A 26,365-nucleotide genomic window follows, 5' to 3' on the forward strand; every position below is an offset into this window, starting at 1 on the left:
GCAGCTGCTTAGCTCTGGCTCTCTGGAATGTGAACCACGAGACCATCCATTTCGTCAGTCACACGGATCTGACAGGAAAGGCGAGACGTATCCCGAACATCCTGAGCAAAGTCGAGCATATCTTCTTCCATAGGCTCTGGTTCACCAGTTTTGTCATTCCACGCTGGGTCCACGTACACGTGACAGGTCGCGCAAGCGCAGGCGCCACCACATTCCGCTTCAATTCCAGGAACCATGTTCTTAATCGCGTTCTCCATAACGGTAGAACCGGCAGCAGCATCCACCTCATGGCTTTCACCTGATGAGGTGATGAAAGTAATCTTTGGCATATTTAAAGTCGTCCCGACCCTGATTGGCTTATTCTGTTGTCTTCAGATACATGCAGGCGCCCAGCTATTCAAGAACTTCTGAACCAGACCTTATGGTCAAACCCGCGCAGCCAATCTCGCATTACAAATTCCGCAGCTTTGAAAGATCCGCAGACACCTCCGTAAGGCAAGTCTCAACAGTCACCAGCAATGGCACGACTCCACTCGCAGCTTCCTGCTCAGCTTGCTCCAGCGCCTCCCCAAGCGCAAACGCACCAACACCGCGCGCAGAGCCTTTAAAGCGATGCAGCAAGGCACGAAGGGCTTCTGTTCCCATTGTCTCGCACAATCCCCGACGGAACTCTTCTATCTGATGAGCAAACATCTCCAGGATCTGACCTTGCAAATCCGGGTCATCAAACGTCACAGAAGAGAAGTGATCCCTACATATAGCACTTGTAGTTTTATGTAGTTCCATAGCCAAGTTTACGTTAGGCCTCCAAACACAGCCAAGTGACTCAAAGTTATCGCGATATTCGGAAAGTTGATTCGCTTGAGTGACTCAAACCCTGCCACCACCAAGACTCTACCCCTCATTTCCCATAGGCAACGGAATCTAGTCCCCAAAAGAAAACACAGGTTTTTATTTCATGGTTAACAAGATCCTACCGCCCAGATTCAAATCTAGACTCGTGACCCCGTCACCGGCTCTCACTGCCATTACACGTTAAAATTGACAAGACGCTCTGTTAAAGATGGTTAACAAGATTTTTCGAATTACCATCACGCTCCAGCATCGCACGTCCCGTATCGGTCAGCTTACAAACGAGCCAATCCGGCTTCAACGGGTTGGAAAACCAAGGCTCCGCCCACCCTGCTGCAATACACGCCCGCACAGTTGCAGCTGGCACTTGTCGACCGCTCTCATCGAACAGCGGTAACTTTCCACCTGCTTCGTTAAGACCTCGCCTTAACCATTTGAGTTGTGTGGGACTCGGACGATTGGAACCTTTAGAACTGACTGGAGAATTTTCGCGATTAGCCATAGTGAGTTCCCCCCAAAATTGCTGCCTGTGACTTATCGTAGGGCACCTAAAAATCCCGGCAACTTCTGTTGTACAGTCCACCGGATTGTGCCATTAGGTTAAGGGTAGCTGCAAGGTGGGGAAATCTAAATCTTAAGGTACCGTTAACATTAACGGTCCGCTTTGATTCTGAAAACTCCTTGTTTTTGGCCCTAGAAGTTCGACGGTGCTCTCAATTCAGAGCTGTTGGATTGCATGGGGCCAAACCTATTGTTGTCTGAAATGCGTTCTTGTTTGGGAGGAATGTATTTCGCGTAGGACGGACACCTTGTGGTAACGGCGCCGGCACAAAAGGCGAAAAATGTGCTGACGACCGGCAAGTAGAGAGTACGGACGCGAGGCGAGATATGGCGAACACCCCGAAGGCGAAAGCTCCATCGGAAGTGGCTCTGTCAGCGGTAGAAGAAGCCCTTCAGGCTGATTTTGGCGCTCCACAAGAGTCTATTTTATCCAGTGAACAGGAGAGCACCACTGCGGCCCCCCCGCAAATGTCTGCTAGCCCTGCAACGGAGTCTGTAACAACAGCTCCTTCCTCTGATAAAAAACTGGCTCAGCTTGTAGAAGAAAATCAAGCTCCGAGACAGGTTCGCAAACGTGGCCGTGGTGGCCGCCCGCCCACAGCAAGCAACGATGATCGCCAGTCCATTGGCTCACTGATGTTTGCTCTGCAGCGTAAGCCGTCTGCAGCTCCATTCTGGTTCGCATTTGCAGTCTCCGTTGTCTGGGCCAGCCTTGGCTTGGCAATGTCCTGGGGCTCATTCGCTGCTCAGCTTGAAAAATCATCCTCCTTCTCAGGCGTATTTGAAAACCCGACGCTGGTTCTCATTTCCGTCTTTATTGTTGTTCCAATCGCATTTGTCTGGGTGATGGCTCTCCTGTTCTGGCGAGCACAGGAAATGCGCAACGTCGCACGGGGCATGACGGAAGTTGCTCTTCGTCTTGCTGAGCCTGAAGATGTTGCAAAAGAAAGCATCCTGAACGTTGGTCAGGCAATCCGCCGCGAAGCTGCCGCCATGGGCGACGGCATTGAACGCGCGATTGCACGTGCCAGCGAGTTGGAAGTTCTCATTCATAAGGAAGTCTCGTCCCTTGAGAACTCCTATAATGACAACGAACTGAAAATTCGCCGTCTGGTGGAAGAACTTGTCAGCCAGCGTGAAGCCATTCAGGCAAACGCAGAGCTGGTTCGTGAAACCATCTCCGGCTCCCACGAAAATCTTGCATCACAGCTCGCGAACACATCAGAGGAATTCGCCTCCTCTGTTGATCGTGCCCGGGAACGCCTAACCGGTTCGATCGACGCTACGCTTGAGCAGATGACAAGCAAGATCGAAAATCGCGTCACAGAAGCAACCGACAGCTTCACTGAAGCTGGCAGCGAAATGGTCTCCTCGCTGACCGTTCGCTCCGATGATTATGTCGAGCGCCTCACTTCTACCGGCTCTGAGCTGGTTGAAACACTCTCCGACACCGGCTCCAAGCTCTCTGAAACACTTCACGAGCGCGGATCTTCTATCAATGAAGAGTTCTCCTCTACTGCAAACTCCTTCATTGATAACCTGACCGAGCGCGGTACAGACCTCAACACCCGTCTTTCTGAAACTTCAGAAGCACTCGTTGACAATCTGGCAAGCCGCAGCGATGAAATCACTGCATCCCTGTCCTCCACCGGAACTGAAATTGTTGAGGGTCTTTCCACTCGCGGCAATGAAATCAGCGACCTGTTGGCAGAACGCGGCGACGCTCTGAACGCAACACTCGGCGCTGCTGGCGCAGAACTGTCTGCAACCATCACAGACCAGACAGAAGCCATGAAAGGCGTTCTGCAGGCGCAGGGTACTGAGCTGACGGCCTCTATCGAAGAGACGGTCTCTTCTGTAACGGCACAGTTTGTTGGAGCAAGCTCTGACCTGACACAAACTCTGGTAACCACATCCGGTGAGGTTGTTGGCCAGATCAGTGCAGCAAACACAGAACTCAACTCCACACTGACCAACGGTCTGTCCGAGTTTACATCCAGCGTTTCGCAAACCAGCGGCGAGCTGGCACAGACACTGGTGATCACCACATCAACCGTCACCGAGCAGCTGACCGAAGCAAATGCGTCCCTCACCGATACGCTCAATGTTTCCGTTCAGTCCATCAGCTCTGCTGCTGAGGGTGCAAGCTCGCAGATTGGTGCTGTTATTTCAAACGGCGTTACAGAGTTGAGCACAAGCGTCACAAGCGCAAGCTCCGAACTCTCACAAGCTCTGGCAACAACAACCTCCACTGTGACCGATCAGATCAACAGTGCGAACGACACCCTGACAGAAACAATGAACCTTGGCGTTGTTTCCATTAACCAGAGTGTCGAGACCGCAGGTTCCGAGCTGACAACGACACTTCTCACCGCTTCCAGCGAAGTCACTGAGAAGATCACCACAGCAAACGACAACCTGACTGAGACCCTGAAGGGTGGCATCGATACCATCACCCGTACAGTGGATGGCGTCAGCGGCGAACTCTCCCAGTCTCTGGACAGCGGCGTTGAGCTTCTGTCTCAAACGGTTAGCAACACAACCTCTGTTATGGCAGAGACAATGGAAAGCGGCGTAGCTAATCTCAACGAGAGTGTTTACGGCGTATCCGCACAGCTGACAGAAACACTGGACACCAGCGCATCCAACTTCACAGCATCTGTATCCGGCGCGACCGCCAATATCACAGAAGCTCTGGAAGATGGCGTCTCGAACCTCAGCACCACTGTTTCTGGTGCAAAAGAGCATATCTCCGAGGCTTTGGAAGGCGGCGTTGTCACACTCAGCGAAACCGTCAATGCTGCAGGTTCCCAGATCTCCACGATCATGGACAGCGGTGTGGGTAGCCTGACCGACACAGTCAAAACTGCAGACACAATCATTTCCGAAACGCTGAATACAGGCGTCGGCAGCCTTAGCGAAACCGTCAATGCTGCAAGCTCCCAGATCTCAACGATCATGGACAGCGGTGTGGGCAGCCTGACCGACACAGTCAAAACTGCAAACACAATCATTTCCGAGACGCTGGATACAAGCGTCGGCAGCCTCAACGAAACCGTCAACTCCGCAAGCGAGCAGATCTCGACGCTTATGGAGACCGGCGTTGGCAGCTTGAACGAGACCGTAAACACGGCCAATACTCAGCTGACAGATACGCTGAACCTGACAGTCACAACAGTTTCCGATCAGTTCGGCAGTGCAAACGCACAGCTGCATGAAACGCTCGAAACCTCTATCTCTGGCGTCACCGATCACTTCACCTCCGCAAGCACACGTCTTTCCGACGAGATCCTTACCCGCAGTGAAGAAATCAACGCCAACCTGTCTCTTACAAGTGGCCGCCTGATCGACACGATCACAGGCCGCACCGAAGAGATGATGGGTGTTGTTGATGAGCGTGTGACCAACCTGGACACTGCCCTGCGCTCAACCGGCGAACAGGCAGCAGAAGGCATTGCAAACCGTGGTCGCGAGATCAACGAAGCAATAGCTGTTCAGTGCACCGACTTCATCGACACACTGTCCCACCGCTCCACTGAGGTTTCCGAAGTGTTGCGCGGCGCTGGTGAAAGCATCATTGCGGATCTGTCTCTGCGTGGCGGCGACATTGCGACCCGTCTGGATGACACGGCAAACACACTCGGCACCACCATCACAGTTAGCGGCGGCGAGCTGGCTGACCGTCTTGGCAACGTCAGCACTCAGATCTATGAGAGCATCACCATCAACGGTGCTGAGCTTGATCAACGTCTGGCAGAGCGCGGCGCAGAAGTTGCTGACACCATCAGCAAACAGACATCCGCCTTCAAGACTGCTCTTGAAAGCACAACAACCGACATCACCGGCGCACTTGGCCTGCGCACTGAGGAACTGGCTGACAAACTGGCTGACACCGGTACACAGCTGGCATACCTCATCGGCTCTCGTGGTGAGCGCGTAACAGCTGATCTGACCGAAATCGGCGATCGCATTACCGAAACCCTCGACATCCGTGGCCGTGCTTTGAACGATGGCCTGGCAAGCAAACTGGCAGAACTGGAACAGGTTGTTACCGAAAGCGGTTCCGATCTTGTTCAGTCCCTCGATTTGCGCAGTCAGAACATCGGCGAATCCTTTGACAACCGCATCGAGACACTCGACGCGAGACTCGAAGAACGAACCAGCACCTTCGAGCAGAGCTTCGATACACGCGCAGCAGCCCTCACCGAGACCATCGAAAGCCGCACCACAAAGCTGGCAGACGCGGTCGAACAGGGCACTGGCATCATCGCAAGCACTCTGGAAGAGAAAACCCAGTCCATCTCCAGGATCCTCGAAGATCGTACCGACATCATTGCGGTCAATCTCTCCGAGCGTGTGGAACAGGTTGGCGTCTCTCTTTCCAACCGTGCAGAGAAGATCGGCGAAATCCTCGCTCAGCGTTCAGAAGCCATCGAAGAGACAATCTCCACAAGCCTGTCCACTTTCGATCAGGCAGTTGGCGACAAAGTCGAGGCAGCTGCAACTGTCATCTCCGACCGTGCAGAACACCTTGCTGACTCTCTGTCCACCGGCACAGAGCGCATCGATCAGGCTCTGGACGCACGCGCCAAACAGATCTCTGAAACTCTGGTCAGCCGCACCCGCGAGATTGCCAAGGCATTCCACGACGGTCAGACCGAGATCAACGAAGCGCTCGACAGTCGTCTGGAAGAAGCTGGCAGCATCATCGTCAAGCAGTCCAAGAACCTCACCGACGCTCTGTCCGAGCAGGTCGCAGAGATCAACGTTTCTCTCGGCTCCAAGGTGTTCGAAGTTGCAGAAACGCTCGACAGCCGTTCCAAGGCTCTCGAAACGATCCTCACAGACCGCCTCGAAGCAATCTCCTCCACCATGGGAGACGAGAGCGAGAAGGCAGCAACCACGCTTACAAGCGCAATGGCAGAGGCAACCTCTTCCCTTGGCTCCGAAAGCACCCGTGTTCGCGATCTTATCCTCGAAGTCGTTGGTCAGGCGTCCGATCGCCTTGCTCAGGAACGTGACCTCACAACCGAGAAGGTTGTCAGCAGCGTAGAGCAGCTGTCCGGCACACTGAGCAAAGAAGGCGAGCGTCTGCAGGAAATCGTTTCCAACTCCATCGGCGAAGCCCGTAACTCTCTGGAAGGCGAAGGCGAGAAAGCAGCAGCAGCTGTTTCCGATGCCATGGCAACCGTACGCGGTACGCTCACCAAGGAAGGTGACGAAGTCGCACAGCGCGTTCTCTGCACTGTGGCTCAGGCAGCTAACGCTCTGGCCGTGGAAAGCGAAAACGCCCGCGCCATGTACACCGCAACCCTGGCTGAAATGTCTGGCGCCCTCACCGGCGAAAGCGACAAGGTCCGTGGTGATCTGTCCCAGACTATCGAGCTGGTAACTGGCCGCCTCTCCGCAGAAAGCGAACGCTCCAAGACGATCCTCGCAGATTCTGCAGAAGACGTCCGCAAGCTTCTGGCTGGCGAAACCGACGAAGTTCGTGCTCGCGTCTTCACCACCATCGAAGAAGCAGCAGGCACCTTGTCTACCCGCGTCAAGTCCGTGGCAGACGAGCTGCTGGTTAAAGCCGAGAACCTCAACGATGCCTTCGGCAGCCGCTCTGCTGAGCTTTCCGAGATCATCGGCAAGGACGGCAGCGAGCTGATCACTGCCATCGAAAACCGTGCTCATGACCTCACCACACGCGTCAACGAAGTCCAGAACGCAATTCTGGATGCAGTGGCCGTGAAGGGCCGTGAAGTCTCTGACCGCTTTGCACAGAACGGTCTGCAGGCAACACGCGATTTGGTTGAAGCTGGCGACAAGATCGTGACTGCAATCGACGAGCGCAGCAACATCGCAACCACCCGTCTGGACGACAGCCGCGAGCGTATGCAGGCCGACATGAACGTCCTGCTCAACGCAGTCTCCACAAAGGGTCAGGAAGTTGCAGAGACCGTCACCCGTCAGGGTGCAGTCGCAACCGATGCTCTGACACAAACCATCGACGGCATCGGCAACACCATCGAAGATCGCACCCGGATGGCTGTGAACGTGATGACAGGCACCAAAGAGCGTCTGGAAACAGATGTCTCCGAAATCCTGACACGTCTCAATGCCTCCAACGGAAGTCTTCGTCAGATCCTTGCATCCGCAAGCGAGAACCTGTCTGAAGTTGAAACCAACCTCGCAAACCGTGCAGGTGAGTTCAGGACCGCGATCGACCGTGCTGTTACCGAGACTGAAGCAGCAAACGCCACTATCGAAAACCAGGTCGGTCAGCTCCGCAACACAACACATACCGTGCTTGCAGACGCGGCGAAAATCGCAGGCCGCATGGAAGACCAGAACCAGCTTCTCGGTCAGGCCATTGCAGATCTGGAAGCAACCAACACCCATGTTGACAGTCGCTTCACAGACCGCCGCATGGCAATTGAAATGGTTGCAGACACGCTGATCAAGAAAACATCTGATGTTGAAGTGCTCATGGCGAACTACACCAACACCCTTGGTGACACGCTTGAAGTTGCGGACGACAAGGCTCGCGAAGTTTCTGGCATGCTCCGTGCTGCTGCTGAAGCTGCGACCAAGTCTGTGACTGAGCAGTTCGAAAGCATGCGCATGACCGCTGGTATGGAAGGTCAGAAGGCACGTGATGCAGTTAAAGCTGCCCACGATGATATCCTTCATGACATGAAGTCCACCGTCACTGAAGCATCCGAGCGCTTTACCGATGCAACATCTCGCATGCGTGAAGTTGCCCGTTCAGTACACCATGAGCTGGAAGCAACCCGCTCTGAACTGAATGCAGGTATTCTGGCTCTGCCGGATGAAGCAGAAGCATCTACCTCTGCACTGCGTCGCATCGTGAGCGAACAGGTGAAGGCACTGGAGGAACTCTCCACCATCGTGTCCCGCCAGTCTTCTCAGTTCGATGTGTCCACGCCAGCAGAACCAGCACGTGCAGTCAACGCTGCTCCGGCAGCAGTGGCAGCGACCAGCCAATACGCAGCAGCTGAAGCACCAACACTGCAGCAAGTTGCAGCCACCGGCGCAAAGCCTGCCCGTATGGCTCCGTCCCCTCGTCGCATGGAAGCTCCTGCTCCACGCGCAAAGCGTCCGCAGCCAGCACCAGCAGCTGCACCGCAGGGAAACGGCACATCCAAGGGCTGGATCAGCGACCTGCTCCGCCGCGCTTCAGATGATGAAGACACAATGGGCGGACATCCGCGCGACACAGCAAACGCACGCACCCCGCAGCACATGGTTGAATCCCTCAACTCCCTGAGCATGGACATTGCTCGTGCAGTTGATCATGAAACCTTCGTCGATCTGTGGGAGCGCTACAAGCGCGGCGAACGTGATGTCTTCACCCGTCGCCTGTACACCCTGCAAGGTCAGCAGACCTTCGACGAGATCCGCCAGAAGTACGGTCGCGATCCTGAATTCCGCAGCGCAGTTGAGCGTTACATTCAGGACTTCGAACAACTCCTGTCTCAGGTCTCCAGAAGCGACAGCGACAATCAGCTCGGTCAGACCTACCTGACCTCTGATACCGGCAAGGTCTACACCATGCTTGCTCACGCAAGTGGCCGCTTCGACTAAGCGCGACAAACAATCAAACTCAAAAAGGCTCCTGAGATTGTCAGGAGCCTTTTTTATTGGGCCGACACAATAACACCGGTCTCTGTACTCGCTGCCCTTGCCTCCTGCCCCTCATATCTCTCAGATCCTATGGTCTCCGACCCTAAAACTCTCTCAATCGCATCCTACAACTCGGGGATGTTTGATCCTCAGAGGAAGCGATAGGGTGTGCTTCACAAGAGCAAAGGCGGAAAAGAGCGATGCAGGCAACGTGGCGGCGAAATTCCTTAAAAAACGCACTGGAACACATCCACTCAACAATGCAGCTGAAGTTCGGGTTCCGGTTGTGGGATGGCACACATGTTCCCGCCAATCCGCCCACCGCGATTATTGCAATCAATGACCCTGGTGTGATCTCGGCCCTTATGCGCCGCCCTAAGATTGAGACACTCGTCGATGCATGGGTGCAAAAGCGGATCGATATCGAAGGGGTAAACCTCTTTGAGATGGCAGAATTGCGCCCACCCGGAAAAGCAAGCAAGCTGGCCAAAAACCTAAACCGCCTCTTACTCGCAAAAGCAGTCCTGCCCTTTCTGTTCTCCCCCTCAAAACGGCGCGCTAGCTCAGAGGTAAAAAGAGAAGGTGCCCGTGATGGCAGCGAGGCCTCTAACAAACGCAATATCGCCCACCACTATGATGTCTCAAATGAGTTCTACGCGTTATTCCTTGATGAACAAATGCTCTACACCTGCGCTTATTTCACGAAGGCCGAAAACACACTGGATCAGGCACAGCGCGACAAGCTGGATATGATCTGCCGGAAATTGCGGTTGGAACCGGGAGACCGCCTGTTGGACATCGGGTGTGGTTGGGGCGCTCTCATTTGCCATGCAGCAGAACACTACGGCGTCACCGCCAAAGGCGTGACACTCTCTGAGCAGCAAGTCCTGCTGGGTCGCAAAACCATTGCGGAACGAGGCTTGGAAGACCGTGTCTCAATCGAACTGCAGGACTTCTCCAAGCTCTCTGGCACTTTCACGAAAGTCTCGTCCGTCGGTATGTTTGAGCATGTCGGCCTTGCCAATCATGAAGGATACTTCCAAGCTGTCAAGCGTCTGCTGGAGCCACGTGGGATTTACCTACACCATGCCATAACAAGGCCGGGTAAGCGCACAGAAAAGAAGTTCAGAAAAAAGCCTGCCGAATACAAAGCACTGATCCGCTACATTTTCCCCGGTGGAGAGCTCGACCACATCGGCATGAGCCTCCGCAACCTCGAGGCCACAGGCTTTGAAGTGCACGATGTGGAAGGCTGGAGGGAACATTACGCTTACACCACGTCCCACTGGGCAACACGGCTTATGTCACGCAAGGAGGAAGCAATCGCTCTGGTGGGAGAAGAAACCTTCAGAATGTGGGCGCTGTATCTGGCAGGAGTCTCACTGGCATTTGAACGCGGTTCCGCACAAATCTTCCAGACGGTCGCAACCCGAAAAACAAAGAGTTTCTCCGGAATGCCTCTGACACGAGCCTCCCTGTACAAACGAGAGAATGAGACCTGTTAGCGATCAGATGCCCTATGAACTCGTCAAAAGCTATTGCGGCAATCAGCTCACCAGAGCAAATGCAATGGCCCACATGACAACAGCGATGACACCATCAAGAACCCGCCAGGAGGTGGGATTTGCAAATATTGGTCGCAGCAAACGGGCGCCATATCCCAGGGAGAAGAAGAACACGAAGGACGCCACGACAGCACCCATGCCAAAAATGTATTCAGCACCTTCATGGCGACTGGCAACAGACCCGACAAGCAGCACCGTATCCAGATAGACATGTGGGTTCAAAAACGTAAGCGACAACACCACAATAAGTGTACCGACAATCCCTGCCGTTTTGCCCTCATCCGGACTGAGAGCCGCCCCTCCTCTGATCGCGGACAATGCACTGCGAGCACCGTAAAGAGCCAGAAACCCAGCCCCGCCATACCGTAGAAATGGCTCTAACTCGGGAATTGTTGCGGATATTGCCGCGAGACTGGATATTCCAACCGTAATCAGGAAAGCATCACTGACTGCGCATGTGATGCAAGTCAGGAAAACATGCTCTCCTCGCAAGCCCTGCCTCAACACGAAAGCGTTTTGTGAGCCAATTGCGAAGATCAAACTAAGGCCAAGAGAAAAGCCGGAAAAGGCAACTGATAAGACTGACATTGGGTTTCCTAAGAGGGAAATTGAGAACTCATTGCCAACTTGACTACATCGCTCTTCACCATTAGTGAAATTCAAATACCTTCTTCTACATTAGAGATTCTGATGAATTTTGACCGAGCACAACTGGCTGCATTCGCTTCAATCCTGACCACTGGTACATTTGAGAGAGCCGCACAACACCTCGGCATCACGCAATCCGCAGTATCTCAGCGCCTGAAGACCCTTGAAGAGAAGCTTGGTTGCGTCCTCGTAATACGAGGTACACCATGTGTCACCACCACTCAGGGAGAAGTGCTGCTTCGACACGCTAACGAAGTTGCTTTGCTGGAGAAACAGGTCAAAGAGGAAATTGGCTTTTCGAGCGAAGCCAGCAACCTGACCAGCCTCCAGATAGCAGTCAACGCAGACAGCCTTGCCACGTGGTTCATAGATGCACTCGCACAGGTGGATGGTTTTCTGTTCGACCTGAAGATTGACGATCAAGACCACAGCGCAAACTGGTTGCGACGCGGGGAAGTTCAGGCCGCTGTCAGCGCGGAACCAACACCCATACGCGGATGCGATTGTTTTCCTTTGGGCGCTCTGCGTTACCGGGCGACAGCAAGTCCGGCTTTCGTCAAACAATGGTTCCCGAAAGGCGTCACCCTTGATGCACTGAAGCTCGCACCTGCGCTCACCTACAACATCAAAGATACGCTACAGACAGAATGGTTGCGCGCAGTCTTTGGAGAGAGCATTTTTCCAAACACCCATTGGCTCCCAAGCCCTCAGGCGTTTATCGACGCCACAGTCAATCACATCGGTTGGGGCATGAACCCGAGCATTCTGGTCGATCCACTCATTGAGCAAGGGAAGCTAGTTGAGCTGATCCCAGACACGCCATACGACACAAAACTTTTCTGGCATACAAGCCGGGCAACAGCCCACACAATAGCTCCCCTCACAACAGCCATACGCCAGGCAGCAAGATCAGCACTGGCAGACTAAGGCAGATGTGAATAGCCTGAACAAGCATCTCTGTTTTCCAGAGCACGATACATACGCCTTGGTACAAATTGTTAAATTGACCCAGAAATCAACATCATAGTAGTTCTCCTTACCTGCGCCAGTATATCGGGTACACCTCCGCATCGAACTGAGCAGTTCCTTCTCATCGGTCAACGCAAGGAATGCTGACATGAACTACCCAAACATCGCTATTCTCGGGGCCGGAACAATCGGCATGAGTTGGACAGCGCTGTTTGCAGCTACAGGGCGGCAGGTCACAGTTTATGATCCCTCACCGGAAACAGAAGACCGGGTGACCGCTCTGGTAAAAAATGCCGCAGAAACGCTTGCTGCACTTGGATGGCAACATGCCGGTGACACATCAAAATTACGGTTTACAAACGACCCTGTGGCAGCAGTATCAGACGCCGACTTCATTCAGGAGAGCGTGCCGGAGCGGCTGGAGATCAAACACGGGCTCTACCAGCAGATCGAACCACACCTGAAACCAGAAGTCATCATCGGCAGCTCAACCTCCGGCTTGAAACTCTCGGAGATGCAGGCAGGATTTAACAATCCAAGTCGCTTCATTCTGGCTCACCCGTTCAATCCACCACACCTCATCCCATTGGTAGAGCTGATGGACAATGAGAAAACGGATGCAAGCGTACTCCAATCAGCAAAAGACTTCTATGAGAGCATTGGCAAAGTTTGCGTACGCCTCAACAAAGAAGTTCCCGGGCACATTGCAAACCGGCTACAGGCAGCAATCTGGCGCGAGACCATTCATCTTACGATGGAAGGTGTCGCAAGCGTCGAGGATATCGACAAAGCCGTTGCTTATGGCCCCGGCCTCCGTTGGGCCGCTATGGGTCCAAACACACTCTTGCATCTGGGCGGCGGTGAAGGTGGCATCCGTTCGTTTTGTGATCACCTTGGCGGTCCTTTCCAAAGCTGGTGGGACGATCTAGGCACCCCAAGGATCACACCAGAGGTGGTGGATATACTCGAAGACGGCGTGAAAGCCTCATTGGAAAACACATCCATGCAGGAGCTGGCAAAGCGCAGGGATGATCTCGTTCTGCAATATGTCTTGTCGGGGCAAACCAAGAAAGAGAAAAGCCCAGCCTAAACGAAGCTGACATCCAAGCTACCAAGCGCTGGTCCTATGTTCTTTTCCAACCCGTCCCTACCATGAGCACATGCACAACAAAGGAGAGTGTCATGTGCTCATCAACGGGCTCCGCAAAACCAACAGTTCTGATCGAGAATGACCGCGTAAAAGTCACCGAATGGCGGTTCAAACAACGCGGAGACAACACCGGCTGGCATCGCCATGCCTACGACTACATCGTAGTCCCGCTCTTTGATGGCGCTCTGGAAATCAATTTAGGCAATGGGGAAACAGTGGAAGCCGCTATGCAAAACGGAGTTCCATACTTCAAAGAGATTGGCGTAGAGCACGATGTCATCAACGCCAACAACTTCGAATGCGCATTCGTCGAAATTGAACTCCTTGAAGCCCGTCGATAAACACCGGATTTGAACCCGCCTACTTCGCCGTCCCTGCGACCTCGATCGCAGCCGGTGCAACAGCAGCAACCTGTCGTTTGCCTGCATCCTGCTGGCTGTTCAGTGCAGCGCGTTTGGCAGCGGCCTTTGCACGAGGGATGCGACCGACAGTATTGATAGACCAGCTGGTGATCTGGGCGAGCACATTGTCTGAGGCAGCATTAAGTGCCGGAATTGCATCAGTGACCGTATCGCCAGTTGTCGGCACACTCGCCGCAAACACACGCATGCCGATGGAGCGGCCATCCCGGTCATCCACGATACGTGCAGCCACTTCCACATAGGCTTTGTCACCACCATCCACCTGCAGCTCAAAAGCCCGCAAAGTGGTTTGCAGTTGGTAGTCGATTAACAATCCCTGCCCCGGTTGCGAAACGCCGCGCAGCTTGCCGGTGTTCTCCAGCGTCTCAACAAGCTTCGCCTGGAACACTCGTGGCAGCGTGTCTGTCCATGCCACCTTCGGGAAGTAGGAGTAAATTGGGCCGCCACCCTGTGTCACAGCAATATTGCTCGTATCCAACGCCTGAAGAGCAACAGGTGTCGCCACAAGCATTTGATAATCAGAGGCACGGACTTTAACAGGAACATCGCGCGGCGCAGTCAAGCCATATAGAGCTTCAGGACCACTTGCCCCACACCCTGCAAGACCACCCAGCAGAACGGCACCAACAACGATTTTTTTAAGTGTCGAACCGAACACGCCGAGCTCCAGCCTACTGCCATTAGCCACTCGCACGTTTTCGAGTCGCTTATCTACATTTTTGTCAAACATTCCAAAAAACTCAACGCCGCTGCGCACCATTAAAGACAGGTGTGTCCGATCCGCCGAAAATCACACGATTTGGGTTACGGTCAAAATTGTTCACAGCACGTCGAATTTCAATAAGTGTCTGGTTTAATTGCTGCATTGCTGCAGTAAAGTCCTGTCCGCCTTGCTGACTCAGTTTCAACAGGGCAGCAGAGATTGGCTCTGCCCGCAAAGCAAACGCATCCGCAACCTTGCGGATGGAGGCCGCAGCCTCAGTCGCTTCCTTGATAAAGCCCTGCCCATCAGCTGAAACCATACCGTCTACTTTCTCCAAAATCGTGTTCACACGAACGGAGGCAGCATTTAGATTGGTTGCAATGCTCTTCGCCTGATCAATCACTTTGTCGACATCCGGCACCTTCTTCTTCAGTTCCATAGTCATGTCATTGACGGACTTTGCAGCATTCTGGATTTCATCAATCGCCTTGGCAAGATCTGGAGTTTTCTCAGCAAGAGTGGTCGCCACCTTGTCAGCCGAAGCAACAATATTGGAAACCTTCGCAGGGTCGATGGCTTCCACAATACCATTGGTGTTGGAGATCAAAGAATTCGCATTGTCCATGGTCTCGCTCAGCTGATCAGAGGCAGCGCTCAGGTTCGTTCCAACTTCACGGGCCGAAACGATCACACTGTCGATCTCTTTATTGCGCCCGGCAATGGTATTGCTTACTTCACGAATATTCGCTGTGGCAGCACCTGCATCATCAATAACTTTTGCGATCACCTGATTTTTGTCAGAAAGCGTTTTGGTCACCGTCTCAACCGAGGTCACGATATTACCGACCTGCTCGGACTTTACCATACTCAGGATACGATTTGCATTCTTCGTGGTCAGCACAATCTCGTTGGAGGCCGTCTCAGCATTCTTCACGATACGGTCGATGGCGTCTTTATTCTTGGTCAGTTCAACAGTCAGCTGTCGCGCATTTTCAGCAACGACGGAAGCAGAGGAAAGCATGGTGTTGATATCGCCGCGACGCTCAGTCAGCACACCACCAAGATCAGACGCACCTTTCAAAATGCGCTCAACCTCTTCAGGCTTGACGGCTCCAATCACAGCTTCAATCTGATCAAGTTCATCGGAAAGCTCTGTCGTAAAGTTCACCAGCTGATCAGAGGCCAGCTTACCGTTGGCAATGATGTCACCAACACCATCCGCGGAGGCAGACAGTTTCTTGGTCATGGCCTCAACATTGGTGACGATCTCACCCAGTTTGTCCGGCGGTACATTCGCCAGCAGGTCTTCACCGCGATCAACCAGTTTGCCAATCCGGCCCGAGAGCCCCGTCAGCGCTTTACTTGTCTCCGTCACACCAGCAAGAAAATCATCAACGCCCTTGGCATTGTTTGCCAGCGCTTGGGTAAAGACCTCGACATTCTTTATGGTCTTTTCCACTTCGGGCCGCGCAGTCATCACCAGCTCATCAATATGCGCCAGCGTGGAATCTGCCTTGCGCATGATGTCTTTGGCACCCTCCAGCAAATCCTCAAACTGGGACCTGCGTGCATACATGACCGGAATAGTATCAGCTGCTTTGGAGAACAACGCCGGACTGTCAGAAGAACCGCCGGACAGATCCACATAAGCCACGCCTGTCAATCCCGTAAACCCAAGAGACGCAACAGTGTCACGGCGCAGCGGAGCATTGGCATCAACGCGCACAATCGCAACAACAAGCTTAGGATTTTCAGGATCGTACGTCAGCGCACTCACATCACCGATCTTGATGCCGTTAAACAGCACCTGACCACCAATCGGCAGACCCGTGACTGCACCGGGGAAAATGATTTTGATATCACGCCGGCTTGAGCGGTCACCCGCACTCAACAGCCAGAACGTAAACAGGAAGGCAATGCCAACAACAGTTAGAACGAATGCACCAATAGCGATATTATTTGCGCGGGTTTCCATGCATCCTCCTCACACCCGTTTGAGGGCACGTGCCCCGCGGAAATAGGACTTAACCCAAGGGTGCTCCACCTGCATCATTTCCTCAATGGTTCCTTCAACCAGAACCCTGCGTTCACCCAAAACGGCAATACGGTCACAAATACTATGCAGACTATCCAGATCATGGGTCACCATGTAAACCGTAAGCCCCAGAGTTTCTTTCAGTTTTACAATAAGATCATCAAAATCAGCCGCTCCGATCGGATCAAGACCGGAAGTGGGCTCATCCAGGAACAATAAGTCAGGGTCTAGCGACAATGACCGGGCCAGAGCAGCCCTTTTGATCATACCGCCAGAAAGCTCAGAGGGCAGCTTATCAGCCGCATCCAATGGCAGCCCGACCATCTCGATCTTCAGCAAAGCCAGTTCATCCCGCAAACGCGGCGACAGCTTCAAGTGCTCACGCATCGGCACCTGAATATTCTGCTTCACAGTGAGAGAGGAGAACAATGCTCCCTGCTGAAACAGCACCCCCCAACGCTGCTCAATCTCACGGCGTATGGCATCCGTTGCTTCGTCAAAATCCTGACCGAACACCTCAATGGAACCGGACTGTCGCGGCGTCAGCCCCAGCACAGCACGCATGAGCACGGACTTGCCCATGCCAGACGCGCCAACAAAGCCAAGCACTTCACCGCGGTAAACGTCCATGTTCAGGTTCTCAAGAACCAGTTTATTTCCAAAGCCGACGGTAACATCCCGCACCCGAAGCAAAACCTCCCGATCATCAGCCGCACGATGACCTGAGCCCAATCCATTCACCGGTCCAGATTGTCCTTGTCCCATACTGGTTAAAACCCGATAGACGCGAAGAACACAGCAAAAACTCCATCCACCACGATGACCATAAATATAGCTTTCACAACAGAAACAGTCGTATGACGCCCAAGTGACTCTGAGGAGCCCTCAACTTTCATACCTTCCATACACGCGATAAGCCCGATGATCAGGGCCATGAACGGCGCTTTCACAATGCCAACCATCAATGTGTCGATAGTAACAGCAGCCTGCAGCTGTGCAATGAAGGAATGAGGCACGATGCCCAGATACCACCAGCAGGTCAGCCCTGCCCCAAATAACGCCGCGATGTTCGCCAGAAAAACGAGGATCGGAAGCGCAATCATCAGTGCCACCAGACGCGGCAGGATCAACACTTCAGTCACCCGCAAGCCGGTCACCTGAAGCGCATCAATCTCTTCCTGCATCTTCATGGAACCAAGCTCTGCCGTATACGCAGAACCGGATCGGCCAGCCACCATAATGGCAGTCAGAATAACACCAATCTCACGCAGAACCAGAATGCCGGAGAGGTCCACCACAAAGATCTCAGCACCAAACTGCTTCAGATAAAACCCGCCCTGCTGCGCAATAATTCCGCCGATCAGAAAGCTCATCAGACACACAATCGGAACCGCACCCATGCAGGAGCGCTGAAACTGAACGCCAATTGAAATTGGCCGTAGCCGGCTTGGATGCGTCGCTGCCGCTGTGATAATCGCGGTCAGGCTACCCAGCATTGCCAGAACGTCACGCGTATCACGACCCAGCTGGCGCGTCGCCTCCCCCACGTCCTCCAGATAATTGACGAAAGAGTTACCAGAGTGTTCTTCGGCAGGATTATCGACGTCTTCCCGGTCAACTTCCTTCAGCAAGATGTCAAAACGCTCATCCTCATAGATGAACTTGACCTCTCGCCCCTGTTCGGCTTGCTCCATCTGGAACCGCTGCAGCAACCAGGCACCAGCCGTATCGAGAAAACTAACCGCTTTTAAATCCACACAAATTACGGAATGACTGAGTCCGGACGCGGTCTGATTGATGAGTTTTTCGCAAGTAGAACCCTGCCGGATGCCCCAGGCACCGGAAGCCGTGAGCAAAAGTAACGTACCGTCTTCGGCAGTTACCAGGTCCGGCGCATCCATTTTATCAGTCAGCTTCATCACGGGACCCTGCGCCCTATAATCCAAAAATCCTATTGATCCTATACAGCTTTCTGTAGTGTGTCGTCTAGTAATCCTCATTCAGCCACAAGTACAACGGATAAAATTATGTCTATTTCTAAGCCATATCTATTATTTCTTGGGGACGTAAAAGACGAGCTGGCAGCAAAAACTGCACATGGCGTACTTGATTGGCGACCAGAGTGGTGCCTTGGCCAAATTACACTCCCGGGCTGTAAAGCCCACACGACCCTGTCAGAGATGAGTCTTACCGACGCCACAGAGGCAGGCGCAAAGACCATGGTCATCGGCTGCGTCAATGCAGGTGGCATCCTGCCTGATCACTGGATTGAAACCATCGTCGATGCACTCAACCATGGGCTCGATATCGCAGCAGGCCTGCATATCGAGCTTGGCAGCATTCCCGCCATCGCCGAAGCGGCTGCAAAAAACAATCGTAAACTCCATGACCTGCGCTTTACAGACCTCACCTTTCCAACAGGCAAAGGCGACAAGCGCTCAGGCAAACGCCTTCTGACAGTTGGCACTGATTGCTCCGTCGGCAAGAAATACAGCGCACTCGCTCTACAAAAAGGCCTAGCAGACCGCAACATCAGCTCAGATTTCTGCGCAACCGGCCAGACCGGCATCCTCATTGCTGAACGCGGTGTTGCCATTGACTCTGTCGTCTCAGACTTCATCTCCGGCGCTGCTGAGCACATCAGTCCAGCCACCAAAGACGACCACTGGGATGTGATCGAAGGTCAAGGCGCATTGCATCACCCATCCTTCGCCGGTGTCTCCCTCGGCCTGCTCCATGGCTCACAACCAGACGCTTTTGTAGTCTGTCATGAGCCAACCCGTTCCACCATGCGCGGTGTGCCTGCACCCATTCCATCTACTCAGGACGTCATTGACCTGACAATACAACTGGGCCGTCTTACCAATCCGGACATCCGCTGTGTCGGCTTAGCCATCAACACCATGATGCTTTCTGAAAATCATGCAAAAAACCTGATTGAAGAGCTGGGGGAAGCGCATAAACTGCCCGCAACTGACCCTGTCCGCTTCGGGACCGATCCAATCATTGATCATATTTGCGCGGAGTTTAAACTGGTTTGACCTGTCGCCTGTCTATTGAAGCTGAAACATTCCCAATTGCGGGAAGCTTTACCATTGCCCGCGGTTCCCGCACAGAAGTAAACGTCCTCACCGCCACACTCACACAGGACGGTCACACAGGCCGCGGTGAGTGTGTCCCTTACCCACGTTATGGCGAAAGCGTTGAGAGCGTCACCGCTCAAATCGAAGCGGTGCGTGGAGCTATTGAAGCTGGTGTCTCTATCGAAGAGCTGCAAAGCCTCATGCCCGCAGGTGCAGCCCGCAACGCAGTGGACTGCGCTCTGTGGGACCTGTCAGCCAAACGCCAGAGCTCCACTGTAGCCGAGTTGGTGGGCATCAAGTCCCAGCGCATTTTGGAAACCGCCTACACCATCTCTGTCGGCACACCGGAGAAGATGGCGACCGACGCTTCAAAAGCAGCAAGCCGCCCTCTCCTCAAAGTCAAACTCGCAGGTGATGGCGATGTTGAACGCATCGCAGCTGTCAGACAGGCCGCACCAAACAGCAAGCTAATCGTCGATGCCAACGAAGGCTGGTCAGAAGATAATCTGGAAGCCAACATCAAAGCCTGTCAGCAGGCAGGTGTTGGGCTGGTGGAACAGCCTTTGCCAGCGGGCAAAGATGGTGTTCTGGCAGAAGTGGAACACCTTATCCCGATCTGCGCAGATGAAAGCCTGCACACCTCAGCAGACCTGGAGAGCCTCCGCAATCGCTACTCAGCCATCAACATCAAGATCGACAAGACCGGCGGTCTCACTGAAGGCCTGAAGCTGCTGCGCAAGGCGGAAGAGATGGACTACGTCATCATGGTCGGCTGCATGCTCGCCACATCTCTCGCCATGGCGCCTGCCATGCTGCTGGCGCAAAATGCAGAGTTTGTTGATTTGGACGGGCCTCTATTACTTGCCAAGGACCGCGAGCACGCAATCCAGTTTGACGGCAGCCTGATGCATCCGCCTTCCCCGCAACTTTGGGGCTAATCACAAGCATGAAAAAGGCGGCTCTCAAATCGAGGCCGCCTTGTTTTTTAAACGCGCTTGGTAACCAGCATAAGCGTCAGCACACCGACACAGCAGATCCCCGCCATCAGATAGAAGGCATAGGCTTGTTCAACCGCATAGAGCCAGCCGCTGGCAATACCACTCACGCCCATCACCACACCAAAGGCTGTTTGTGTCAGCCCCTGAGCCGTGCCAAGGCGTTTGCTTGATACCAGTTTGGACGTGTAGGCAACCATGCCCAGAAACACCATGCCAAAGCTACCAGCATGCAAAAGCTGAAGCAAAACAGCGGACCACGTCTCTGTTGCATAAGGGAACAGCAACCAGCGGATGATGCTCGCAACACCGCCCGTGACCATCAATCCCCAGGCTCCCAGGTGGCGCATGAAGAAGGAGCCCCAAACAAAAATCCCAATCTCTGCCAGAGTACCGATCGCCCATAATCCACCGACCATCGCATCGCTGATGCCCACAGACAGCCAGAAGATGCTGGCGAAGGCATAAAGCGCAGAGAAGCTGCCAAGCAACAAACCACCAGATAACACCACAAGCAGGAACTGCGGATCGCGCAATTCCTCGGCGGCCCAAACGCTTTCTTTGCTTGAGCTTCGGCTTTCGGACGGCATGCCGGGCAACAAAACAGACGTCAGCGCCAACACACCAAGGCTGCCAACAGTCAGAAACAGCAGTTCAGCGGGCTCTCCGAATGTCAGATACCAACCACCGATCAGTGTTGCCACCACAAACGCAATAGAACCCCATGATCGCATAGGTCCGTAATTCAGGCCAAGAGTGCTCACAGTTTCATAGGCATATGCATCCTGCAGCGGCTGGATAGGCGTGTAGAAAATGGAGAGGAAAACAACCAGTCCAATGACAGTCCAATAGTCACTGGAGTAGATCAGCGCCCAAAAGGAGATCAGCGCAATAACACTGAACAGCGCCATGGAATGACGCCTGCGCCCTGCACGATCCGAGATGCTCGTCATTAACGGAGTTGCAAAGATGCGGACGATATTAGGCAAGGCAATCACCAATGCGATCTGCACAGGGGTGAAGTTAATATCCTTTAGAAAAAGCGGAAAGTACGCAAGAAAGAAGGCGTTCGCAAAATTAAACGCTGCAAACAAACCACTCACGCCTGTTGCAATCCAGAATAGGTTACTGGCTTTCCCTAATGAGGAAGTTCTTCTGGGCATAGTCATTGGAAAACACTACAAATGGGGGTGGAGAGTACCCGGGGAAGTGGATGGGAAGGGATACTCCTATCACTTGTGCTAATAGGGACTATCCAAATCAATGTAAACCAATTATTAGCCGTAGAATCTGTTATATAAACTTGTAGTATTATCTTAGTTAGTTATGAAGGAGCCACTTATGGCTGGCAACAACCGAAAGGTCCTTTTGAGCCCCGAGGAATTTGATGCCATCAAAAGCGCACTCTCTGAGACTGATAGAGGCCGCGCTTTCCTTCATGATCACCTCACACTAAACAGATCCGCCGAAACAGCAGACCTTCTGGAAGCTGTGCGACGACTTGAAAAAACATTGGTTGAGCGCGAACTGCCATCTGAGATGGAAACATATCGCCTGCACACCTATGAAATGTATGAGGCAATTGAGCGAACGAAGGACGAAATCTCAAAGATCAAGCTGGAAAATGCCGACAATAATCGCTTTTCAGCTGCCTCTGACGAGTTAGATGCAATCGTCACATCTACAGAAAGTGCAACACAGGTCATTCTGGAGTCCTCCGAAGCTATTCAGGATTTGGTGGACAAGCTCCGTGCGTCCGGCGCAGAAGATGCCCCATGCGACGCCATTGAAGAAATGGCCATGGAAATTCTGATGGCATGTTCCTTCCAGGATCTGACAGGACAGCGCATCAACAAAGTGGTGAAGGCCCTTCATTACCTTGAAGGCCGCATCTCCAAGATGATCCGCATCTGGGGTGTAAACCTGGCTGATGAAGATCGCCCGGAAATCAATTTGGATGAGCCGCGTGATGAAGATGATCGTCATATAGACAAGCGCCCGGATGCCCACTTGCTCAACGGCCCGCAAATGGATGGTGCAGGCGTTGATCAAGCGGACATTGACGCCATGTTTGATGCAACACCTGCCTTGATCGAAGAAGCGCTGAACGAAAACGTCGTTCAGTTTGCTGCTGAAACACGAGCAGAAGCAGTCCAGCAGGAAGAGGACAAAGCAGAAGAGCCCGCCGAGGAACCTGCTGAAGTCTTTGAACTTGATGATGTAGAAGAAGAGCTGAACGCTGTCGAAACGCCTCAAGTCGCGTTGATCGAGGACGACGACCTCATCGTCACCAACGACGATACGCCAGTCGAGACGGACACCGCGACAAAGCAGGACGACGCGCTGATCGAGATCGAGGGGCAGTCGCCTCCGCTCACCTCCCCAAGAGGCAGCAATTCCGACCCGCTCCATCACCTCTCAACAGGAGAGCGCCTCGCACTCTTCTCATAATTGAGACAGGAAACCAGAATTTCGAAAGCCGTTTGCCTCCTTTTCAGCGCAAACGGCTTTTTTCTTATGCAGGTACTTTCTCTGCAGAGTACTGCTTCAGTGCTCTCTCAAAGATGGCAGGATCCACATTTCCGCCGGAGATCGTGATCACTGCCGTCTTCCCGGCAAGGTCAATCGTGCCGGACAAAACAGAAGCCAAAGCGACAGCTGCGCCCGGTTCAACAACCAGCTTCAGCTCAAAATAAGCAAAGGCAACCGCTTTCATCGCCTCGTCATCTGTGACACGCAGACCTTTTGCCTGACGCCTACTCAATACTGAAAAGCCTTTGTCCCCCGGCATTTCAGTCAGCACTGCATCACAAACAGAACCGCCCAGAGCAGCATTGCGAACACGTGTCCCAGCTTCAAGTGAGCGCGCGTAATCATCAAAACCAGCAGGCTCTGCCGTGTAAATCTGACACTCAGGCAGGCTGGTTTCCAGCGCCAGCGCAATGCCGCTGGTCAGACCACCGCCACCAGTACAGCTGATCAACACATCAGGCGTGACACCCAGAACTTCACATTGCTCTGCAATTTCAAGCCCGGTCGTACCCTGTCCCACAATCACACCACTGTCATTGTAAGGGTGAATGAACGTCGCACCGCGCTCCTCACAAAGACCACGGGCAATCGCCTCACGGTCCTCGCTCTCACGATCGTAAAGCACAACCTCCGCCCCCAGCGCTTTCGTCCGCTGGATCTTCAGCTGAGGTGCATCCTCAGGCATCACAATCACCGCCGGAAAACCAAGGATCTTCGCAGCAGCTGCAACACCCTGCGCATGGTTTCCGGAAGAACACGCAACCACACCAGCGGGCCGCTGTTCCTGCGGGATCAGGGAAAGGCGATTGAACGCACCACGAAACTTGAAAGACCCGGTACGCTGCAGGTTTTCGGCTTTAATAAAGACACGGCCATTCACCTGCTCATCCAACACCGGAAAGTTCAGAAGCGGTGTCAGGCTGGCATAGCCTTGCAGCCTTGTTCTTGCTTTTTCAATTTCGGAAAAAGTGAGTTCGACTGGACTGGAAACATCTAAAACCATAAGAACCTCGGCAACAGCAATATGCCGCCCTGTATAGCACGCAAATCTACGAGGGCTTCAGATATTCTGATCACAGCCCAAGGAGATCCACTCAACCATTCAGGTGATTTCCAACAGAGCCTTTGCCCGCATACAGGTCCTGCCGAAATCCTGCAGTAAATGCAGGATCATAGGCATGTTCAGCATTGGCCAGAAACTGCTCGGCACTTGCCCGCCACGTAAATCGCAGGGCAACATCCCGGCAATGATCCCGCGAGACCTCCAGTGCTTCCAGCGCTGCCACCTGAAGATCATTCTTCAGCACACCTGCCCCACTGTTGCCAATCACATCAATCGGACCCATTACAGGAAAGGCCGCCACCGGTGTCCCGCAAGCAAGCGCTTCCAGCAGCACATTGCCAAACGTGTCGGTCTGGCTCGGAAACACAAATACATCCGAGTTTGCATAATACTCAATCAGCTCATCACCAACGACAGGCCCGGTAAACAACACCTCCGGATAAGCAACCTTGAGCTCCTCCAGCTGCGGGCCTCCACCAACAACCACTTTGGTTCCCGGCAAAGAAAGCTGCAGAAACGCCTCGATATTCTTCTCAACCGCCACACGTCCCACATACAAGAACCGCGGTGCTGGCAAGTGGTCCAGCAAACTACTCCGCATTGGCCGGAACCGCTGATGATCCACCCCGCGAGACCAGCGCAGCAGATTCTCAAACCCACGCATACGCAAGTCCGCTTCCAAAGTGCTTGTCGCAACCATGCACCCTTGCCCACTGTTGTGAAAACGACGCAGCCAAGAGTAACTGAAGGACAGCGGCACAGGATAACGGGCCTGTAAATACTCAGGAAAACGCGTGTGATAGCTGGAGGTGAAGACACGCCCATCCCGCTTTGCCACCTGCCTTGCCATAAGGCCCAATGGCCCCTCGGTCGCGATATGCAGATGATCGCAGTCGTACTTCTCAATAAACCCACGCACGATATGCGGCAGCGTCAGGCTCAGCCGGATCTCGCCATAAGACGGCATTGGAATGCTATGGAACGATTGCGGCGTCAGGAACTCAACCCGAATACCCATAGCGCGCAGTTCAACTGAAAGCCGCTCCAGCGTCCGCACAACGCCGTTGATCTGAGGCTTCCACGCATCGGTGACAATCAGGATCGAACTCATGCCGCCACCCGTCCGTCAGAACTCTCGCTGGCAGGCTCACTCTCGTCCCGTTTGCCATCGCCCCAATGAATAACCTCAAACGTTCCATCAAAGTTCTCAGCAACGGCAGTGCAACTCTCTACCCAATCACCAGTGTTTATGTAGTGGATGCCGTTGGTCTCATGATCAGCCGCATGATGGATATGACCACAGATCACCCCATCCACCTTCTGACGCTGCGCCTCGGAAACCAGTGTTTCCTCAAACTTACCAATGAAGTTGACGGCGTTCTTTACCTTCAGCTTCGCCCACGCAGACAGGCTCCAGTAGGTCAGCCCCAGCTTACGACGGCAATAATTCAGCACTGTATTGAGATTGAGCGCACTCACATAAGCCCAGTCACCAAAGAAGGCCAGCCACTTTGCATGACGCACCACCACATCAAACTGATCACCGTGAATGACAAGGTACCTCTTGCCAGTGACTCCTTCATGAATGACCTGATCAACAACCTCAACACCCCCAAAATGAATGCCGAAGAAGTCCCGCAGGAACTCATCATGATTTCCGGGAATGTAAACGATCCGTGCCCCTTTGCGACCTTTGCGCAAGAGCTTCTGCACCACATCATTATGCAGCTGAGGCCAATACCAGGACCGCTTCAGCCGCCAGCCATCAATAATGTCGCCGACAAGATAAACCGTATCAGCGTCGTTTTGCTTCAAAAAGTCCAGTAAGAGATCAGCTTGACATCCGCGTGTGCCCAGATGCACATCAGACAAAAACAAGCTTCTATATTTTTTACTAGTAGAATCCCCGGTCACCACGAAGCCTCCGGAATAAGAAAACCTTCTTTCCTTTAAATTGATTCACAAGAAACAAATATGACAGGATACATATACTAAAACCTGTCAGTTTCTTGCTTGAATCTCAAGTAACATTACTCCCCGTTTATTAGAGTAGAGCAAAGCAAGCGCCTGCAATTCAAGTGAATATTCTATTTGCTTGCTAAGCTAGATCCTGACTGGCTCAAACCTTTCTGAGAATGTAGGCTGCCTTTCA

Annotated in this window: 20 protein-coding genes; 8 read left to right on the forward strand and 12 right to left on the reverse strand. The window is 53.3% G+C overall.

The window, feature by feature from the left end:
- Window positions 1-8 precede the first annotated feature (8 nt).
- From PsAD37_RS23045 to PsAD37_RS28965, 3 genes are all read right to left on the reverse strand, one after another.
- Window positions 9-329, reverse strand: coding sequence for a 2Fe-2S iron-sulfur cluster-binding protein (locus PsAD37_RS23045; protein WP_008547474.1), 321 nt, complete (start codon window positions 327-329; stop codon window positions 9-11).
- A gap of 121 nt (window positions 330-450) precedes the next feature.
- Window positions 451-735, reverse strand: a complete 285-nt coding sequence (locus tag PsAD37_RS23050) for an Hpt domain-containing protein (RefSeq protein WP_063289620.1) — start codon at window positions 733-735, stop codon at window positions 451-453.
- A gap of 322 nt (window positions 736-1,057) precedes the next feature.
- The gene (locus PsAD37_RS28965) at window positions 1,058-1,354 is read right to left on the reverse strand and encodes a hypothetical protein (RefSeq protein ID WP_063289621.1); all 297 of its coding nucleotides are present in this window, start codon (window positions 1,352-1,354) and stop codon (window positions 1,058-1,060) included.
- 386 nt (window positions 1,355-1,740) lie between these two features.
- Here PsAD37_RS28965 and PsAD37_RS23060 point away from each other — a divergent pair, with 386 nt between their 5' ends.
- On the forward strand, window positions 1,741-9,009 hold the full coding sequence (locus PsAD37_RS23060; RefSeq protein ID WP_063298080.1) for a hypothetical protein: 7,269 nt from the start codon (window positions 1,741-1,743) through the stop codon (window positions 9,007-9,009).
- A gap of 239 nt (window positions 9,010-9,248) precedes the next feature.
- Entirely contained in the window at window positions 9,249-10,553 is a 1,305-nt protein-coding gene (locus PsAD37_RS23065) for a class I SAM-dependent methyltransferase (protein WP_063298081.1), read from the forward strand.
- A gap of 42 nt (window positions 10,554-10,595) precedes the next feature.
- On the opposite strand, the gene PsAD37_RS23070 is transcribed toward PsAD37_RS23065, so the two are convergent.
- Window positions 10,596-11,201, reverse strand: coding sequence for a LysE/ArgO family amino acid transporter (locus PsAD37_RS23070; RefSeq protein ID WP_063298082.1), 606 nt, complete (start codon window positions 11,199-11,201; stop codon window positions 10,596-10,598).
- 102 nt (window positions 11,202-11,303) lie between these two features.
- Here PsAD37_RS23070 and PsAD37_RS23075 point away from each other — a divergent pair, with 102 nt between their 5' ends.
- The 3 genes from PsAD37_RS23075 to PsAD37_RS23085 all read left to right on the forward strand — a co-directional run bounded on the left by PsAD37_RS23075 (window position 11,304) and on the right by PsAD37_RS23085 (window position 13,721).
- Window positions 11,304-12,188, forward strand: a complete 885-nt coding sequence (locus PsAD37_RS23075; RefSeq protein ID WP_063298083.1) for a LysR family transcriptional regulator ArgP — start codon at window positions 11,304-11,306, stop codon at window positions 12,186-12,188.
- Window positions 12,189-12,378: 190 nt separating this feature from the next.
- A complete protein-coding gene (locus PsAD37_RS23080) occupies window positions 12,379-13,320 on the forward strand; it encodes a 3-hydroxyacyl-CoA dehydrogenase family protein (RefSeq protein WP_063298084.1) in 942 nt (313 codons plus the stop codon).
- A gap of 92 nt (window positions 13,321-13,412) precedes the next feature.
- Window positions 13,413-13,721: a cupin domain-containing protein gene (locus PsAD37_RS23085; protein ID WP_063298085.1), complete on the forward strand. Its 309-nt coding sequence runs from the start codon at window positions 13,413-13,415 to the stop codon at window positions 13,719-13,721.
- A 19-nt stretch (window positions 13,722-13,740) separates the two neighbouring features.
- Here the strand turns inward: PsAD37_RS23085 and PsAD37_RS23090 are convergent, their stop codons facing one another.
- The 4 genes from PsAD37_RS23090 to PsAD37_RS23105 are packed head-to-tail and all read right to left on the reverse strand — an operon-like array spanning window position 13,741 to window position 18,459.
- Entirely contained in the window at window positions 13,741-14,532 is a 792-nt protein-coding gene (locus PsAD37_RS23090) for an ABC-type transport auxiliary lipoprotein family protein (RefSeq protein ID WP_208989291.1), read from the reverse strand.
- 10 nt (window positions 14,533-14,542) lie between these two features.
- The gene (locus PsAD37_RS23095; RefSeq protein ID WP_057462650.1) at window positions 14,543-16,480 is read right to left on the reverse strand and encodes an MlaD family protein; all 1,938 of its coding nucleotides are present in this window, start codon (window positions 16,478-16,480) and stop codon (window positions 14,543-14,545) included.
- 9 nt (window positions 16,481-16,489) lie between these two features.
- Window positions 16,490-17,305: an ABC transporter ATP-binding protein gene (locus PsAD37_RS23100; RefSeq protein ID WP_063298087.1), complete on the reverse strand. Its 816-nt coding sequence runs from the start codon at window positions 17,303-17,305 to the stop codon at window positions 16,490-16,492.
- A 5-nt stretch (window positions 17,306-17,310) separates the two neighbouring features.
- A complete protein-coding gene (locus PsAD37_RS23105; protein WP_063298088.1) occupies window positions 17,311-18,459 on the reverse strand; it encodes an ABC transporter permease in 1,149 nt (382 codons plus the stop codon).
- Window positions 18,460-18,567: 108 nt separating this feature from the next.
- On the opposite strand from PsAD37_RS23105, the gene dgcN reads away from it, so the two are divergent.
- The gene (gene dgcN / locus PsAD37_RS23110; RefSeq protein ID WP_063298089.1) at window positions 18,568-19,581 is read left to right on the forward strand and encodes an N-acetyltransferase DgcN; all 1,014 of its coding nucleotides are present in this window, start codon (window positions 18,568-18,570) and stop codon (window positions 19,579-19,581) included.
- The gene (gene dgcA / locus PsAD37_RS23115; RefSeq protein ID WP_063298090.1) at window positions 19,578-20,561 is read left to right on the forward strand and encodes an N-acetyl-D-Glu racemase DgcA; all 984 of its coding nucleotides are present in this window, start codon (window positions 19,578-19,580) and stop codon (window positions 20,559-20,561) included. The genes dgcN and dgcA overlap by 4 nt, the downstream gene beginning before the upstream one ends.
- 47 nt (window positions 20,562-20,608) lie before the next feature.
- Here dgcA and PsAD37_RS23120 read toward each other — a convergent pair whose 3' ends face one another.
- Window positions 20,609-21,721, reverse strand: a complete 1,113-nt coding sequence (locus PsAD37_RS23120) for an MFS transporter (RefSeq protein ID WP_208992038.1) — start codon at window positions 21,719-21,721, stop codon at window positions 20,609-20,611.
- A gap of 238 nt (window positions 21,722-21,959) precedes the next feature.
- Here PsAD37_RS23120 and PsAD37_RS23130 point away from each other — a divergent pair, with 238 nt between their 5' ends.
- Entirely contained in the window at window positions 21,960-23,069 is a 1,110-nt protein-coding gene (locus PsAD37_RS23130) for a protein phosphatase CheZ (RefSeq protein WP_208992039.1), read from the forward strand.
- A 64-nt stretch (window positions 23,070-23,133) separates the two neighbouring features.
- Here PsAD37_RS23130 and PsAD37_RS23135 read toward each other — a convergent pair whose 3' ends face one another.
- The 3 genes from PsAD37_RS23135 to PsAD37_RS23145 all read right to left on the reverse strand — a co-directional run bounded on the left by PsAD37_RS23135 (window position 23,134) and on the right by PsAD37_RS23145 (window position 26,127).
- Window positions 23,134-24,153 (reverse strand): threonine/serine dehydratase, encoded by a 1,020-nt coding sequence (locus tag PsAD37_RS23135; RefSeq protein ID WP_063298094.1) that lies wholly within the window; start codon window positions 24,151-24,153, stop codon window positions 23,134-23,136.
- A 91-nt stretch (window positions 24,154-24,244) separates the two neighbouring features.
- Window positions 24,245-25,324, reverse strand: a complete 1,080-nt coding sequence (locus tag PsAD37_RS23140; RefSeq protein ID WP_063298095.1) for a glycosyltransferase family 1 protein — start codon at window positions 25,322-25,324, stop codon at window positions 24,245-24,247.
- Window positions 25,321-26,127, reverse strand: a complete 807-nt coding sequence (locus PsAD37_RS23145; RefSeq protein WP_370446629.1) for a UDP-2,3-diacylglucosamine diphosphatase — start codon at window positions 26,125-26,127, stop codon at window positions 25,321-25,323. The genes PsAD37_RS23140 and PsAD37_RS23145 overlap by 4 nt, the downstream gene beginning before the upstream one ends.
- Window positions 26,128-26,365: the final 238 nt, after the last annotated feature.

It is taken from the genome of Pseudovibrio sp. Ad37 (assembly GCF_001623075.1).
Lineage (GTDB): Bacteria > Pseudomonadota > Alphaproteobacteria > Rhizobiales > Stappiaceae > Pseudovibrio.

Bases quoted from the DNA above. Each gene is read 5' to 3' on its own strand.
- PsAD37_RS23045 (WP_008547474.1), bottom strand. From the start codon at position 329: ATGCCAAAGATTACTTTCATCACCTCATCAGGTGAAAGCCATGAGGTG.
- PsAD37_RS28965 (WP_063289621.1), bottom strand. From the start codon at position 1,354: ATGGCTAATCGCGAAAATTCTCCAGTCAGTTCTAAAGGTTCCAATCGT.
- PsAD37_RS23060 (WP_063298080.1), top strand. From the start codon at position 1,741: ATGGCGAACACCCCGAAGGCGAAAGCTCCATCGGAAGTGGCTCTGTCA.
- PsAD37_RS23065 (WP_063298081.1), top strand. From the start codon at position 9,249: ATGCAGGCAACGTGGCGGCGAAATTCCTTAAAAAACGCACTGGAACAC.
- PsAD37_RS23070 (WP_063298082.1), bottom strand. From the start codon at position 11,201: ATGTCAGTCTTATCAGTTGCCTTTTCCGGCTTTTCTCTTGGCCTTAGT.
- PsAD37_RS23075 (WP_063298083.1), top strand. From the start codon at position 11,304: ATGAATTTTGACCGAGCACAACTGGCTGCATTCGCTTCAATCCTGACC.
- PsAD37_RS23080 (WP_063298084.1), top strand. From the start codon at position 12,379: ATGAACTACCCAAACATCGCTATTCTCGGGGCCGGAACAATCGGCATG.
- PsAD37_RS23085 (WP_063298085.1), top strand. From the start codon at position 13,413: ATGTGCTCATCAACGGGCTCCGCAAAACCAACAGTTCTGATCGAGAAT.
- PsAD37_RS23090 (WP_208989291.1), bottom strand. From the start codon at position 14,532: ATGTTTGACAAAAATGTAGATAAGCGACTCGAAAACGTGCGAGTGGCT.
- PsAD37_RS23095 (WP_057462650.1), bottom strand. From the start codon at position 16,480: ATGGAAACCCGCGCAAATAATATCGCTATTGGTGCATTCGTTCTAACT.
- PsAD37_RS23100 (WP_063298087.1), bottom strand. From the start codon at position 17,305: ATGGGACAAGGACAATCTGGACCGGTGAATGGATTGGGCTCAGGTCAT.
- PsAD37_RS23105 (WP_063298088.1), bottom strand. From the start codon at position 18,459: ATGAAGCTGACTGATAAAATGGATGCGCCGGACCTGGTAACTGCCGAA.
- dgcN (WP_063298089.1), top strand. From the start codon at position 18,568: ATGTCTATTTCTAAGCCATATCTATTATTTCTTGGGGACGTAAAAGAC.
- PsAD37_RS23130 (WP_208992039.1), top strand. From the start codon at position 21,960: ATGGCTGGCAACAACCGAAAGGTCCTTTTGAGCCCCGAGGAATTTGAT.
- PsAD37_RS23135 (WP_063298094.1), bottom strand. From the start codon at position 24,153: ATGGTTTTAGATGTTTCCAGTCCAGTCGAACTCACTTTTTCCGAAATT.
- PsAD37_RS23140 (WP_063298095.1), bottom strand. From the start codon at position 25,324: ATGAGTTCGATCCTGATTGTCACCGATGCGTGGAAGCCTCAGATCAAC.